The organism is Streptococcus criceti HS-6 (genome assembly GCF_000187975.2).
In the GTDB taxonomy this organism is placed as follows: Bacteria; Bacillota; Bacilli; order Lactobacillales; family Streptococcaceae; genus Streptococcus; species Streptococcus criceti.
On sequence record NZ_AEUV02000002.1, the window covers coordinates 252,147 to 268,282 of the forward strand.

A 16,136-nucleotide genomic window follows, 5' to 3' on the forward strand; every position below is an offset into this window, starting at 1 on the left:
CATATATGATTCTTTAGTTCTATTAAAAGTTTACTTCATCTGGTTTTGGAGCTTCACCAGCTTGACCCTTGAGGGCATCAATAATCGCCATATCATCTGTTGTCAATTCAAAGTCAAAAACTTGGAAGTTTTCGACGATACGGTCTTGGTGCACTGATTTTGGCAGCGGTAAGAATCCTTTTTGCAGGCTCCAGCGAAGAACGACTTGGGCAACGGTTTTGTTATATTTAACTGCTAGTTCTTTGAGAGAGTCGATGCTAAAGATTTTACCAGTTCCAAGTGGGCTGTAAGCTTCGCTGAGGATGTCGTGCGCCTCATTATAAGCCACCAACTCTTCTTGCTGGACGCTTGGGCTGAGGTAGATTTGGTTGACAACTGGTTTGATCTTAGCTGTTTCAAGCAGAGCATCTAAGTGGTGAGGTAAAAAGTTAGAAACACCGATAGACTTGATCTTACCAGCTTCTACAGCTTCTTCCATGGCACGCCATGCACCGGCGTTAGCTTCTTTCCAGTTATCACGGAAGGCTTTTGGATTTGGCCAGTGAATGAGATAAAGATCCAAGTAATCGCAGTCCAGCTTAGCAATAGACTCATCGATAGCTGCCTTGGCAGCTTCGTAAGAGTGGTTGCTGTTCCAGAGTTTAGTCGTAATGAAAAGCTCCTCACGAGGTACACCAGCAGCTTTGATACCACGGCCGACAGACGCTTCGTTGCCATAGATAGAAGCTGTATCGATGTGACGGTAACCAGCCTCAATAGCAGCTTTGACAGAACTTTCAGCTACATCACCGTCCGGTGTCTGCCAAGTTCCAAAACCAAGAGCAGGAATTTTTTGGCCGTTAGATAAAGTATAATCAAACATAGATTCTCCTCCAATCGACATTAAGATTGCAAATCTTCAAAAGACTCTAACTACGATAGTAGTGTACCACTTGGAGTTAACTCTAAGTCAAGTATAAGCTATGGGAAGGTCTGTATTACGAAAAGGTTTTAGCAGAAAAATTAGGAGAAACACAAGAATCAATATCCTATAAGAATAGATTTCATCACAGTTTCCGCACAATTGATTAGATTTTATATCCAGTCAAAACTGAGATAAACAGTCATGATAGCTGTCTGTCCTACTCTCACTTTATGTGACTTTAATTCTGTCTCGTTCTGATAGGAGTGATGTAAATTGACCACCTGTTAAACGGGTGGCCATGGTTACTTTTATTCTTTTTCCTATTTACCTTAGCCTTTGGTTAAAATAGCCAAGGTTTGATAAGGCTTGAGAGTGATGGTCTTTCCTAATCCATCGCTCTCATAATTGCTGAGGAGTACTTGGCCATTTTGATAGACTGGTTCTAATTCCAATGTCACCTCTTGGGCGTAGAAATTATTGACGACAAGCAGACGCTCGCCATCAAGCTGACGCTCAAAGGCATAAACCTGCTGACTGTCCTTGTAGGCCGCCTTATAACTTCCTTCTGCTATCAGAGGCATGGTCTTGCGTAGGCGAATCAGTTCTTTGTAGAAGGGGTAGATCTTCCCCGTTTTTTCTTTTTTTACATTGATGTCAGGGTAAGACTTGCTGACCTTAAGCCATGAAGTGCCAGTAGTAAAGCCAGCATTAGCAGAATCATCCCACTGCATGGGAGTGCGGGAGTTATCACGTGATTTGGCCTTGATAATGGCAAAGGCCTCTTCTGCTGTCTTGCCCTGTTCCATCATGATCTGATAGGCATTGATGCTCTCGACATCTACATAGTCATCCATGCTGTCAAAATCGGGATCAAGCATACCGATTTCTTCGCCCATGTAGATATAGGGAGTCCCACGTGATAGGTGGATACTTGCTGCTAGCATGGTTGCACCTTCGTTGCGGAAGTTCTTAATATCAATAAAACGGTTGAGGGCACGCGGCTGATCGTGATTATTCCAGAAAAGAGCACTCCAGCCATTGGCTTTACTCATTTTTTCGCCCCAAGTATGAAAGAGGTCTTTGAGAGTTTCAAAGTCAAAGGGTATAAGGCTCCATTTTTGACCATCTTTATAATCAACTTTGAGGTGATGAAAATTGAAAGTCATAGACAATTCATGACGGTCCTCGGCTGAATAAAGCAGACAATTTTCAATAGTGGTAGAGCTCATTTCACCGACGGTCATAAAATCATCGTCTTGACCAAAACTGGCCTCGTTCATCATACGCAGATAGTCATGAACGATGGGTTTGTCTGTGTAGGCTGGTTTTCCATCATCTACTGGACAGTCCGCCAGAAGCTCATCCTTACCAATCAAGTTGATAACATCGAAGCGAAAGCCTTTGACTCCCTTATCCCGCCAGAAATTAACAATTTTAAAAATTTTCGCACGAACATTTGGATTACGCCAGTTGAGATCAGCTTGGGTTTCATCGAAAAGATGGAGGTAGTATCTGCCTGTATCTCCAAATGGAGACCAGGCAGAGCCGCCAAACTTAGAACGCCAATCCGTCGGCTGATCGCGAATAATAAAGAAGTCCTGGTAGTAGGGATCGCCGGCTAAGGCTTTTTGAAACCACTCATGATCTGTCGAGCAGTGATTGAAGACCATATCCAGCATGAAGTCGATATTGTGACGCTTGCCAGTGGCAATCATCTCCTCAAAATCAGCCATAGTCCCAAAATCAGAATTGATAGCCGTATAATCTGACACATCATAACCATTGTCCCGCTGGGGGCTTGGGTAGAAAGGATTGAGCCAGACCATATCCACTCCTAGATCAGCTAAATAGGGCAGTTTCTCAATGACGCCGCGCAAATCTCCGGTACCCTTACCAGTTGTGTCTTTAAATGATTTTGGATAGATTTGGTAGACGACTTTTCTCTTATCAAATGTCATATATTTCCTTTCCCTTTATATAGTTAGAGAGGTTGAGACAATGTCCCAGCCCCTCTGATTTTCAAAACAACTTCTTAAACCATATTTATTTTAAATGTAGACGGCCAGCCACTGTAGTGATTGATGCTTGTTATCAAGTACTGACTCCTTAAATAACAAACAAGCCTCTGCCGTATCTTGTTAACTGAACACGGGCTGCGGATTGTGCAAAAAAGATAGTTTCTTCCTAGACGCAAGCGTCTTCGTCGAACCTCCTATTTTTGCTTGATCCGCGGACGCCCTTAGTATCTTGTTAATTGAACTCGCCTACGACTCTGTGAAATTAGACTCGCCCTCCTAGAATCTTTAGGGATTGTTCGTCAAGCTCCCTAAATTTCTTTGAGTCGCTTAACGGCTTTGTATCTTGATAATTGAACACGCCTACGTTCCTGTGGAATTAGATAAATGTCGCTAGATTCTCAGTGAATCGTCACTCCATTTCCTAAATTCCTTTGGAACGCTTAACGGCTTTGTATCTTACTAATTGAACATGCCTACGACTCTGTGAAATTAGACTCGCCCTCCTAGAATCTTCAGCGATTCTTCGTCAGGCTCCCTAAATTTCTTTGAGTCGCTTAACGGCTTAGTATCTTATAGTTTACTTGCCGTTAGGATATCATCACCGCGTTTGACAGCGTGTGGTAGGCTGCCTAGAGCATCTGTTTGGAAGTCATTTTGATTGGTTACGATGACAGGTGTTGCGACAGGATAACCAGCAGCTGTGATCGCTTCAATATCAAAGCTGATAAGTCTATCGCCTGCTTTGACTTGATCCCCTTGGTTAACATGAGCTGTGAAGCCTTGCCCATCAAGATTAACGGTGTCCATACCAATATGCATGAGCATTTCCAAGCCTTGATCTGTCACCAGACCAACCGCATGTTTGGTTGGGAAGAGTACAGAAACGGTAGCATCCACAGGAGCGACTAGTTCTCCCTCACTTGGTTCAATCACGACACCTTGGCCCATCACCCCTTGAGCGAAGACTGGGTCAGGTGCCTGACTGAGCACATCTACTGTCCCTTGAAGCGGACTGTGAACTGTAATCAAGGTACCGCTTTCAACTTCGGTTGTTTTCTTTGCTTCTGCAACGGCATCAACTTGAGGAGCTTTGACCGTTGCATCTTCCGTCTTAGTGAAGAAACCTGCCTTGCGGAAAAATATGGTTAAAGCAAATGGGACAACAATAGCGACAAGCATCAGGAAGGCAAAGATGATCATGTATTTAGCCTGAATAGACAAAATCCCTGGCAAACCACCAATACCGATGGCGTTAGCCGTAACATTGAAAGTCGTACAGAGAAGACCAGCAATAGAAGAGCCAATCATTCCGGCAATAAATGGATAGATATATTTCAGATTGACCCCAAAGAGAGCTGGTTCGGTAACTCCCAGATAAGCTGAGATAGCAGCAGGTAGGGAGATTTGTGCTTCACGTTCATCGTGACGGTTCATCCAATAATAAGAAAGAACAGCTGAACCTTGGGCAATATTAGAGAGGGCAATCATTGGCCAGAGGCCTGTACCACCGCTATCTGCAACCAATTGGGTATCAATGGCATTGGTCATGTGATGAAGACCTGTGATAACAAGCGGTGCATAGAGGGCACCGAAGAGAGCACCAAAGAGCCATTTAACAGGGCCCGTTAAACCAGCCAGAACGGCAAAAGAAATTCCCTTACCGATAGTCCAACCGATTGGCCCCAAAACCGTATGAGCCAAAATCAAGGCTGGCATTAAGGATAGAAAAGGCACAAAAATCATAGAGACAACTTCTGGGATATGCTTGCGCCAGAAACGTTCCAGATAAGCTAGGGATAAACCAGCTAAGAGGGCAGGTAAAACCTGAGCTTGATACCCGACTTTCTCAACGGTAAAGAAACCAAAATCCCAAGTCCATTTAGAAGCAATCTCAGCAGCTGAGGTTGAAGCAAAATCATAGGCGTTAAGCAATTGATTGGGAGAAATCAAACAGATCCCCAAGACAATTCCCAAGATTTGGCTGGTCCCCATCTTGCGGCTGACTGACCAAGTAATTCCTACTGGCAGGTATTGGAAGATAGCTTCACCCGGTAGCCAGAGGAAATCATTAATCCCATGCCAAAAGGTAGAAACCTCTACAATGGTCTTGCCATCAAGAGCTGACCACTGGACCCCTTCCAAGATATTGCGGAAGCCGAGAATCAGACCACCAACGATGATGGCAGGTAAAATTGGTGTAAAGATTTCTGCCAGCATAGATAATGACCGCTGCAACCAATTTTGATTTTTCTGGGCTGCTGTTTTAGCTGCTTCCTTAGAAACACCCTCTATTCCTGAGACAGCCGTAAAATCATTGTAGAAAACCGGTACGTCATTACCAATGATGGCTTGAAATTGACCAGCGTTGGTAAAGGTTCCCTTGACTGCTGGGATTGCTTCTAAGCGCTCAATATCTGCCTTACTTTCATCATTTAAGACGAAACGCATACGAGTTGCGCAGTGGGTAACCGCAGCAACATTTTCCTTGCCCCCGATTGCTTCCAGCATCTCGCGGGCATCTTGTTCAAATTTTCCCATGTTGACTCCTTTTGTGATAAAAATTGTTTACATACAAGATTGATTAGTTTAACAGTAAGATTATAAGTTATCGAAATCGTCAATAAAGCTTTGCAAGGCAAGTCCTCATGACCTCTCAGCGTGCGGTCAATAGGCTACCATATTAGTTTCATTCCAACTTCTAACAATCTATGGCTCGTTTGCCAAAATGTCATCAACCTTGCGAAGCTGAGAGCTAGGATAACAAAATCAACGATTAAGTAATAGTGATTATTATCCCTGCTCCTTTTTTCTGTTTGCGCTTTCATTTTATCTTATCGAGCTATGCTCATGCAACTTGTCTGGACAATTTCTTTGATTTTTTAACCTTTTTTCTTAACTTGTATGGTAAACTAAAAACAAGCCGAGCTAATTAGACGGGCTGCTCTCTTGTGAGAAAAGTTTTACCTGCCTAGAATCTCACTGATTCTTCCTCAGGTTTCTTATTTTTCTTTGGAGTGCTTAACAGCCTTGTATCTTATAGGAGAATTATTGATGAAAAAATACCAAAAGGTTTTTCAGGATTTGGAGATCAAAATTGCAGAAGGGCTCTATCCTCCCGAGACCGCATTGCCTAGTGAAAACACTCTAACGAAAACCTATCAAGTCAGCCGCGATACGATCCGAAAGGCTCTAAAATCGTTAGAAAAGGCGGGCTTAGTCCAAAAATCTCAAGGAAGACAGACGCTGGTGCTGCGCCATCAACACTTTAATTTTCCGGTGTCTCATTTAACCAGTTATCAGGAGCTAGTCAATACTTTAGGAATGGACTCTCAGACTAACGTTCTAGCCTTAGATCGACTGATTGTTGATCAAAAATTGCAAGAACTCACAGGTTTTCCCGCCAGCAAGCAGGTCTGGCGTATCATACGGCAGCGTCTTGTCAATGGCACAGCTTCGGTTGTTGATACTGACTACCTACTGATTGATTGCGTTAAGCAGATGACCAAGGAGATTGCCCAGCACTCGATCTATGATTACTTGGAGAACCAGCTACACCTTTCTATTGAGGGGGCTAAAAAAGAAATTACCATCGAGCAGATGACCAATCAGGATAAAATTTGGCTTGATGTGGGTGCTGAACACCATGTTGTATCTGTCAGATCCCGTGTTTATTTGGCCGACGGCCGGCAGTTCCAATTTACTGAAAGCCGACATTTGCTTGAAAAGTTTCACTTCGTAGACTTTGCTAGGCGGAAGAGGCAAGAGCCCTAAAGGTACATGACTGTCTGTTCCTCTCCCCATCCTTATACAAGAATAACCCCTGAGCCTCTTTTATAGGGCTGGTTTTCTTTTTGGCAAAAAGTTAGAAATAAATCACATTTTATCTTGTCCCCAACCGGAAAATGTGATATATTTATAACGTAAAGAGGTGAGGTATTTCTAACAAATCCTCCATCAAATCAATTATTTAGAAAGCAGGTGGTTATTATGCAAAAAACTGGTAATTATAAATGGCCTGTCCTTATTTTTATGGCCACTACGACGGCTGGCATCGCCTTTGGGGTTTTCGCTAGCCTCGGTTTCAATCGTCCACTCGCTTATTTTGTCCTCCTTGCCGCAATCATCGGAGATTTATTGGGTCTCTGGGGATTGAGGTATCAGTTAAGAAAAGACAGGGAGGCCAACCATACTTAAAAATAAGAAATGGCTTTACTGGATCTGGCTCCCCCTCTTAATCCTCGTCTATTTTTTGACTCCGGCCAGTCATCCAGTTTGGATTAAGAGGCTTATTTTTACGCTTGTCAGCCTCTTTGAAATTCTAGTATTTGGCCTTATGTCTAAAGTAAGCCCAATCAGCAGGAAAGAGCAGGGGTTCGGTCTGACAGAAAAAATCTATTTGCCCACAATCTTTTTTGCTATGGCTGTCTACACTTTAGGCATTGGGATTTTAACTCCTGACAGCCAACCAGCTTGGATTAAACAGCTTTTTATTGGCGGAATGTTCTTTTTGCTCTTGCTTCTTGGTGGCTATTTCTGCTTTAAAAAAACCATAGAGCGACCCGATGAGCGCTTTTACCAAGATTTAGCCAAGGCAGCGACTTTATGTCTGGTCTTAATGATCGGCTCGCTCCTTGGTCTGACAATCATCACCAGCTGGTTTCCTTTCTCTCTGACACCAGGAGCTCTGCTTATCTATCTTGGCGCTTTGCTCAACCTTTTTGATGTCTGCTTCTGGATTTTTGAAAAGGGTGATTAGGTATGGCTAAAATTATTACTAATTTAAAAGAAATACGCGAAAAAGCGCAAATGACCCAACAGGACCTAGCAGATGCCGTAGGCGTTCGCAGGGAAACCATCCTGCATTTGGAAAATAATCGTTACAATCCCTCACTGGAATTAGCCTTCAAAATCGCAGAAGTTTTCAACTTACAGGTTGAAGATATCTTTCAAAGAAATAAAGGAGCCGATTAAAGGGAGCGGAATCAACTTAAAAAATGAAAATTTTGGTTTTCACCACGTCCTAGTTTTAAGGTGGTGACCTAAAACGGTCTCTCCCCAGACCGTTTCACTCCCACTCCCTGTGCAGGGGTAATACTTCTTGGCGTAGCCAACAAGTCTTGCTCCCAACCGCCGCACCAAGAATTGATTCCAAAACAAGAATGCTGGGCGAGTTTTGCCCAGCATTTTTTATACATTTAATTAGCTTAATTAGTTGGATAACGCGAAAGATAGCTTGATAAACGAGAAACTTTTCTTTTCAAAATTCTAATCTACTGATTTGAGGGCTTCCAGCATATCGACGTTTTTCAAACGATGATAGACGACCCAGCCCAGAACGATTAAGATAAAGGTAATCACTGCCAGAGGCACTAGATAGACATAAGGATCTACCTGAGTAGGATAAACTGTATCTTGGCTCATCATGGCAATAATCACACCATGGAGATAATAACCACCGACCAGACCTAGAATCATGCCAATCACCGATAGCAAGATGGTTTCGCGATAGATATACATCATGACCTCTCGGCTATGAAATCCCAGAACCTTGATGGTTGAGAGCTCCCGAATTCGTTCGGCAACATTAATATTGGTCAGATTATAGAGGATAACAATGGCTAGAGCAATAGATACCACAATAAGAATCGTCATGGAGGCATTGAGACCATTAACGGCTGTCTTCACCATCGTAATCATGGATGAGTTTTGCGTCAGAGAAGTAACACCTGCTAAATTCAACAAATGACTAGATTGCTTAGAAATATCTGACTGGGAGCTATCCTTCAGCTTAATCAGTTCACCATTATGAGTTGCTTTTTTGCCAAAAACGTTTTGGTAGTAACTATCCGACATAAAGATGTAGTGGCCAACATTCATATCTACTAGCCCCGCTACCTTAATAGTGTAAGAACGGCCCTGATCATCTTTTACAGAGAACGTCTCTCCTTTTTTGACACCATAATAAGCTGCTAATTTTTTGGAGATTAAAGCACCTTTATGATCCAGAACAAGCGATTGATTAGTTTTGGGATCACGCAGGCGGATAAAGGAGCCAAAATCTTTTTGGTCCGTTGACATGATGGTAATGCTTTTCTTCTCATCCTGACCGCTGATTTTTTCATCTATGGTTTGCGCATGGAGGGATTGATAGTCCCTTACCTGATCAGAATGCAAGTAGTCATCGACTTGCTGACTCTCGGCTCTGCTGGCCTGTTCATTGCGCAGAATCAGCATATCGTAAGGGGTCAGCTGATTAAACTGGCGCTCTACGATTTTTCCTAAGGACGATTGCAACCCCAAACCTGCAAAGAGTAGAGCTACAGAGCCGACAACACCAAAGATGGTCATGACCATGCGCTGTTTGTAGCGGAAGATATTTCTGATCGTAACCTTTTGGGTGAAGCTCAAGCGCCGCCAGATAAAACTGATTCGCTCTAGTAGAATCTTAGAGCCACTGACTGGAGGTTTAGGGCGCAAGAGCTGGGCGGGTTTCTCTCCTAATTCTCGTCTAGCGACCAGAAGAGCTGGCAAAACAGCACTGATAAGGGCTAAGAGCAGGGATAAAACAGTATAAGACCAGTAAAAATAAAAATGCGGCTGGCCCAATGTTGTCAATTTTGCAGGATTCTGAGTCAAGATATAAGGTAACAGATAATGCCCACCCAGAACACCAATAAGGGTTCCCAATAAGCCGGCAACAAGCCCATAGATGACGAATTTCTTAAGCACATCGCCATCGGAGTAGCCCAGAGCCTTTAGAACACCGGCGTTGTTGCGCTCTTCATTGACAAAGCGAGTCATGGTCGTAAAAGTCACTAGGGCAGCCACCAGATATAGAACAACGGGAAAGATGTCACCGATGCGATCGATATTACGACTGATATCACCATAGGTCCGATAACCGTTACTTCCGGGTAGAGTCGTACGGCTGTAAGAGCTGTAGCTAGGAGTTGGCATTGCTTTGAGGGCGGCCTGAGCGTTTTGGATACTGGCCTGACTTTTAGCCAGCTTGGTCTTGCCTTGACTTATAGCAGCCTCCGCAGCCTGCAATTGCTGACCGCTTAGGTAAACCAACTGTTGCTCTTGCGCTTCCAGCCGACTCTTAGCTTGGTTGATCTGAGATTGGGATTGAGCAAGAGCTGCTTGTTTATCCTTTTTAATAGTAGCTAAACGCTGTTTCCCGTTATCCTTAAGGATTTCATCTAGAACTTCCTGTTTTTCCTCCAATTTCTTCTTGTAAGTAGCAGAATAAGGATTCAAGGTTTGTAAATCCTGATAGCGTAAGCGGGCTAGATTGTAAACAGCACTTGCAAAGCTGTCTGCTGTCGTGACAGCATAAGCAGCTAAATTGCCATCTCCTGCTGTGGAGGTTCCGAGATTTTTTGTCGACCAAATCTCAGAAGAATTGACAAAACCTACAATCTTGTAAGTTGTATGCTTTAGGATGCCTTGTGATTTTTGAGTGAAGTTAATCTTATCGCCTAGCCGATAATCCTTTTTTAAAGACGATGACAGAGCTATCTGAGCAGTCTTATCAGGTAGTTTTCCTGATACTAGCTTGTAAGACGATAATGTATCAGTTTTGGAAAAGATCCGCACTGCATCGTCTTTTCCTTTGATGCTGACATCTGACATGTAGCCATATTCGACCTTGGCTCCTTTGATCTTATCTAGCTCTCGTTGGTCCGTCTGACTGAAGCCAGCGCTAGCAATAACCGAGAGATCCATGGTATGGTGGTTCTGCAAATAGTCACTAGCCGTTCGCTCCATATCAGGGGTAGTCACCTTGAGACCAACCAAGGCAAAAGCGCCTAGGAACATCAGAGTCATAATGGAAATAAAACGACCGCTAGAGCCTGTGAACGACTTCCAAATGTCCTTCCAAAATATTTTCTTCATGATTCGGCCTCCTAGTATTCCAGACTAGCGATATCTTGAGGATAGTCGTTGATTTCAATACTGCTAACCTTGGCATCGTGCATGTGGATAACCCGATCGGCGATCGGGGCTAGAGCTGAATTGTGGGTCACGATGATAACGGTTGCTCCTTGCTTGCGAGACATATCCTGCAGAATCTGCAAGACCTGTTTCCCTGTCTGGTAATCCAACGCTCCTGTCGGCTCATCACAGAGCAAGATCTTGGGATTTTTAGCCACAGCTCGAGCGATGGAGACCCGCTGCTGTTCTCCACCCGAAAGCTGGGCTGGAAAATTATCAAGGCGCTGTCCTAAACCAACTTCTCTTAAAGTTGCAGCAGCATCGCGGGCGTCAGTAACAATCTCTGAAGCCAGCTCGACATTTTCCTTGGCCGTCAAATTTGGGACCAGGTTATAAAATTGAAAGACAAAACCAACATCTGTCCGCCGGTAATCTGTCAGCTGTTTGGAGTTGAAATTAGCTATATCTGTTCCATCAATGATAACCTGCCCTTCGTCATTGCTGTCCATACCGCCTAGGATATTGAGAACCGTCGACTTGCCTGCACCAGAAGCCCCGAGAATAATCACTAATTCCCCTTTTTCAATCTCAAAGGTAATGTCGTTGTTAGCAACAATCACCGTGTCTCCCATCTGATAACGTTTAAAAGAATGTTTCATTTCAATATAAGCCATTGGTAATATCTCCTTTATTAAGATACAAAGGGCCGATTCGCTTGACGAAAATTTCCAACAGAAAAATAGGAGAGTGACGACGTGTGCTTAACACACGAGGAGGTCGGTCTTTTTTCCGAGGAAATTAGGCCCGTGTTCAGTTATTAAGATACAAAGAGCGTGAAAAAATCCATATAAAATAGGAAAGTGACACCGTGTTTTCAAGACACAAGGAAGTTTATCTTTTTTACTAGGATTTTAGCTCGTGCTCAGTTACATAGATACAAAGGGCCGATTCGCTTGGCGAAAATTTCCGACAGAAAAATAGGAGAGTGACTGACGGTGTTTGTCAGTTAGGAAGACTTTATAACCCACTCTTATAATCCGCTAAAGCTGAAATAGTTGCCCACTTTTTGCCCAGCGTCTCAGCCCTGTTTAATTTATTTATCGACCTTAGATATTATAAGAGAACTTTAGCCGCTTTAAAAGCCTTAAAAATTGACACCATGTCAAGCTAGAAGCAGTCCAAAATCCTTATAATATAGGATTTTGACTTCAATGAGTTTCCCAGTTTGGAAGAACATTTGACAGCCTGTCAATTTTTTTATAAGATTGGCTTCATACAAGGAGGGACTATGGTTCAAGGTAGTAGAGAAAGTATCATCAATGCTGTATTTCGCATTGCTTCGAAAAATCCAGATAAAAGCAAACTTACCATGACAGAAATTGCCAAAGAAGCTGGCATGTCGCGACAGGCTATTTACCAAAAACATTTCAGCAGCGTAGATGAGATCTTCGATTATATCCATACGTCCATGACGGAGGAGGTCTTTAAAACTTTTAAACGCAGCATTGCTGATCCTAGCATTCATTCTATCTACGAGGCTGTCGCTAGAGATGTTATTCCTAAAGTCTATCAAAAGCGAATACAGGCACGGATCCTCTATCACACTTCTATTGACAGGAATGTCTTTAATTTTCTTGAAGAGAGTTATCTGCAACTCCTTTTAGAAGCAGATAATATTCACATTATCAATAACAGTCCCTTAATGACACCCAGTATGATTAAAATCGTGATTAACTACATTTTTGCACTGGTCGGCGAGTGGGTAGCTGAGGATTTTCCAGAACCACCGGAGGTTTTTGCCAAGACTTTTCTAACTTTGATGCAAACAGCACCAAAAGATCTCATTGATGCTCGACCAAAAAGTAAAATCTAAATGTTGACGGACTCCATAGCTTATATCGTTTAAAATTATATTCATTATTGATCAAAAAGATTGGAATTTTAAGACGACAAATAGCCTACCAGCTTTACTGGTAGGCTATTTTTATTTAGGCAGGAATGTCAGTCAATGATTTCATTGACAAACTTTTGAGCGCTTAATGATGTTTACCACGTTTTGCTAGCAGACCTGTTGCACCAACAAAAGCGATACCAAGAACTAAGACAATACCGATTGTTTTATGGCCTGATTTAGGTTTTTTAACTTTTTCTGATTTGACAGAATGGGTTTGATTATCCGAACTACTCTTCTTTTTCGAACTGGTAGGAACTGTATTCTTAGCTCCTGGAATTTGCGGAGAGGTTGGCTGTCCAACTTCTCCCGGTGTCATCGGATTTTTGGGCATGACTGGCATCTTTTGATTGTCAGCATCGGCTTCTTTAGCTGCTTTCGCTACCTCATCGGCTTGTTTAACAAGCGGAGGTTGATCAGCATCAGCTTGAGGAGCTGGACTAACAGGATCTGGAGCATCTGGTACTGGGACAGGCTCTGATGGAACCAATTCCGTTAGACCAGTTTCGGGATTCTCCGGCGCTGGTGCTGGTAACAGTTGTTCCCCACCGTTTTCATTTTGATCTGTTGGAGTATCGGAACCATTCTGACCTGCATCTGCCTCACCAGATTGATCATTACCTTCTGGATTAGGCTGATCGCCGTTTGGTTGATCCTGATCCTGAGAATCCGGCTGATCCGGTTGATCAGGCTGATCTCCTTCTGGATTAGGTTGGGGCTGAGGTTGATTACCATCTGGCTGGCCTGGATTAGCTGGATCCTTATCTGCATCTGGTTTTATGTCAGCTTCCGGGTGATTATCAGCAGGATTCGCAGGTTCATCAGCTGCTGGGGCGTCTGGCTGATTGACTAAAGGCTCTGATGGAGTTGGCGTTTCGGGCTGAGCCGGAGCCTGTTCCGATACCTCTGGATCTTCTGGTTGATCAGATGGTTGATTGGCATCTGGCTGTACAGGCTCACCGTTTGGTTGGTCCGTTGGCTGATTTGGGGCATCAGTTTCCGGTTGGTCCTCTGGTTTAGGCGCTTCTTCTGCTTGAGGTTGATCTTGAAGTCCTTCTCCTGCAATCGGAGATGGCTGGGGTTGATCACCGTTTGGCTGACTTGGATTAGCTGGATCCTTGTCTGCGTCTGGTTTTACATCAGCTTCCGGGTGATTATCAGCAGAATTCGCAGGTTCATCAGCTGCTGGGGCGTCTGGCTGATTGACTAAAGGCTCTGATGGAGTTGGCGTTTCGGGCTGAGCCGGAGCCTGTTCCGATACCTCTGGATCTTCTGGTTGATCAGATGGTTGATTTGGGGCATCAGCTTCCGGTTGTTCCTCTGGTTTAGGCACTTCTTCTGCTTGAGGTTGTGCTTCCGCAATTGGCGCTGGTTGATCGGCTGGGGCTGGGGCAGAAGGTTGAGATGGTTGATCGTTTTCTGTCGGTGCTGGTGTCACACTTGGCTCTACTGGCTTAGGGCTTTCAAGGTGCGCTTGATCATCAACACTATTATTTACAAAGCGAACATTTTCTGTTCCTTGACCGTCAGTAGCACTGTAGGCCTTCGTTACAGAATTTAAAATTTTATTATCAGTGATGACAACATTTTTGATATCTCCTCTTTGAGTTTGGAGATCAATGGCACTGCGTGGTTGACGATAAAGGTCACTGGTTGTGCCAGTCTTCCAGAGGAGGTTATCGTGGATATGAATTCCAGTGTCATTGGTATCGAAATTATGACCTGCAAAGACAGTACTCAAACGAATACCTGCACCGGCAATATTGTTTTTAATCAGATTGTTAGCAACTTCGTGGCCCTTGCCACCAAAGATACCAATCCCTCCAGCACGCCAGCCTAACTCGATGGTGTTGTGAAGGAATTTATTATTTTCGGCAATGGTTGCATTAGTCGCACCATCAATACTTGACCAGGTGGCCAAGCCATCATCACCATTACCACGGATATTAGAGTTTTCTACGGTTGAATTCTTTGTTCCTTGTGCAAAATTAATACCATCTGCTAGGTTATTGCGAATTCGTGCATTTTTAACAACAAGACCGTCGGTATAATGCATATTAGAGGCATCATAGTCACCAATCCACATGCCACATTCGAAGTGTTGTTCCCAAATGTCATGGATTGATGAGTTAGAACCTAGAGTTCCAGAAATCGCTTTGTAATTAGCAGCTTCATGATAACGCGAGGTCAGATTCGAATCCATAAAGAAATCGCTCAACTCGATACCGTTATCATTGTGGTTAAATTCAAAACCACCTCCACCAGCTTGGTCGCTGGTGAAATGTAGGTGGGTGTGCCAGATGCCCGCACCTGAAATTTTCAGGTTTGAAGCATCTACACCAATTTTTTGATTAAAGTCAAACTGACCGGCCGGAATATAAACATGACGTCCCGTTGATTTGGCCTCATTAATAGCAGCAAAGAGGGCTGGACTATCGTCCCGACCATCGTTGGCTACTGCTCCCTTAGAAGCAATGCTAATGGCATTGTCGGCTTGGGCGATTGGATCGCCAGCCTGTTCTAGTTCAATGAAGTCAATACCATAGGCAACGTTATCTGCCGAATTTTTGACCAAGGTTAGGGTATCTCCCTTTTTCAGTTGAATATCTTTCAAAAGGGAATGGACCTCGTCGAAACGGAAACGAGCCCGTGAATTAGTTGTTGGACTGTCATTTTCAACATCCGTATCAAGGTATTGCCAAGCCGATGATGAAGATAAATCAAGGTTGGCTACACTGTTCCCATTAACTTGAACATCTAATTGACCAGATGTTCCGTCAGGAATGGTATAGCGAACATTGATAGCATTGGCTGGGGCTTCAACCTGAACAGAGACGGAAGACCCTTGATTTGGTAGTTCGACATATTTCTGTTCAGAAGCTTCTCCTGCAGTTGAATCGACATCTGTTGAAGCTTCCTCTTTAGCGCCGTTGGCTAAAGTTCCTTGTTCGGCCTCATAGCCTGTATAAGGAAGATTGGCACCGTAATTAGAGCTGTCATAAGTGCTAGAGTCCGCAGTCGCTGGACTGGCTTGACTTTCTGCCTGAGCTGGTGGCGCTGCAGGAGTTACTGCACTATCAGTAGAGACTGTCGTACCAGTTGTTGCTGCCTGCACTTGGATCTGGCTCTGACTATCAGTCACAGCTGCCATATTTGCCGAGTTATCAGCAAGTTCGTCAGCAGAAACGGTCGTCATCGTTTGCCAAGTCATTCCAAGAGCAAAAGCTCCCATCAAGACTGCCAGACTTTTTTTCCTCAATGGCATAAGACCTCCTTTCTTTTGTGCCCGATTTTAACCGAGACACTGGTTAAAAATTAATTTCTT

Annotated in this window: 11 protein-coding genes; 5 read left to right on the forward strand and 6 right to left on the reverse strand. The window is 43.7% G+C overall.

The genetic code is table 11. The features are described from left to right. Positions 1 to 22: 22 nt before the first annotated feature. The 3 genes from STRCR_RS01260 to treP form a co-directional block, all read right to left on the reverse strand. Positions 23 to 862: an aldo/keto reductase gene (locus tag STRCR_RS01260; protein ID WP_004229159.1), complete on the reverse strand. Its 840-nt coding sequence runs from the start codon at positions 860 to 862 to the stop codon at positions 23 to 25. Between the two features lie 371 nt (positions 863 to 1,233). Further along, entirely contained in the window at positions 1,234 to 2,862 is a 1,629-nt protein-coding gene (treC, locus tag STRCR_RS01265; protein WP_004227781.1) for an alpha,alpha-phosphotrehalase, read from the reverse strand. 630 nt (positions 2,863 to 3,492) lie between these two features. Then, positions 3,493 to 5,460 (reverse strand): PTS system trehalose-specific EIIBC component, encoded by a 1,968-nt coding sequence (gene treP / locus STRCR_RS01270; RefSeq protein WP_004225759.1) that lies wholly within the window; start codon positions 5,458 to 5,460, stop codon positions 3,493 to 3,495. A gap of 513 nt (positions 5,461 to 5,973) precedes the next feature. Between treP and treR the strand changes: the two genes are divergently transcribed. The 4 genes from treR to STRCR_RS01290 all read left to right on the forward strand — a co-directional run bounded on the left by treR (position 5,974) and on the right by STRCR_RS01290 (position 7,893). After that, complete coding sequence (gene treR, locus STRCR_RS01275) at positions 5,974 to 6,693, forward strand: trehalose operon repressor (RefSeq protein WP_004225582.1); 720 nt, start codon at positions 5,974 to 5,976, stop codon at positions 6,691 to 6,693. A gap of 216 nt (positions 6,694 to 6,909) precedes the next feature. Further along, on the forward strand, positions 6,910 to 7,116 hold the full coding sequence (locus STRCR_RS01280; RefSeq protein ID WP_004228666.1) for a hypothetical protein: 207 nt from the start codon (positions 6,910 to 6,912) through the stop codon (positions 7,114 to 7,116). Beyond that, positions 7,109 to 7,678: a hypothetical protein gene (locus STRCR_RS01285; protein ID WP_040804319.1), complete on the forward strand. Its 570-nt coding sequence runs from the start codon at positions 7,109 to 7,111 to the stop codon at positions 7,676 to 7,678. Before STRCR_RS01280 ends, STRCR_RS01285 begins: the two co-directional genes overlap by 8 nt. A 2-nt stretch (positions 7,679 to 7,680) precedes the next feature. Continuing rightward, complete coding sequence (locus STRCR_RS01290) at positions 7,681 to 7,893, forward strand: helix-turn-helix transcriptional regulator (RefSeq protein ID WP_003048877.1); 213 nt, start codon at positions 7,681 to 7,683, stop codon at positions 7,891 to 7,893. Positions 7,894 to 8,187: 294 nt separating this feature from the next. Here the strand turns inward: STRCR_RS01290 and STRCR_RS01295 are convergent, their stop codons facing one another. Both STRCR_RS01295 and STRCR_RS01300 read right to left on the reverse strand, forming a co-directional pair. Continuing rightward, on the reverse strand, positions 8,188 to 10,824 hold the full coding sequence (locus STRCR_RS01295) for an FtsX-like permease family protein (protein WP_040804322.1): 2,637 nt from the start codon (positions 10,822 to 10,824) through the stop codon (positions 8,188 to 8,190). An 8-nt stretch (positions 10,825 to 10,832) separates the two neighbouring features. Next, a complete protein-coding gene (locus STRCR_RS01300; RefSeq protein WP_004229798.1) occupies positions 10,833 to 11,534 on the reverse strand; it encodes an ABC transporter ATP-binding protein in 702 nt (233 codons plus the stop codon). Positions 11,535 to 12,148: 614 nt separating this feature from the next. Here STRCR_RS01300 and STRCR_RS01305 point away from each other — a divergent pair. Continuing rightward, entirely contained in the window at positions 12,149 to 12,733 is a 585-nt protein-coding gene (locus STRCR_RS01305) for a TetR/AcrR family transcriptional regulator (RefSeq protein WP_004228398.1), read from the forward strand. A gap of 163 nt (positions 12,734 to 12,896) precedes the next feature. Here the strand turns inward: STRCR_RS01305 and STRCR_RS01310 are convergent, their stop codons facing one another. Further along, positions 12,897 to 16,076 carry a right-handed parallel beta-helix repeat-containing protein gene (locus STRCR_RS01310; RefSeq protein ID WP_004229814.1) on the reverse strand — a complete coding sequence of 1,060 codons (3,180 nt, stop codon included), beginning with the start codon at positions 16,074 to 16,076 and terminating at the stop codon, positions 12,897 to 12,899. Positions 16,077 to 16,136: the final 60 nt, after the last annotated feature.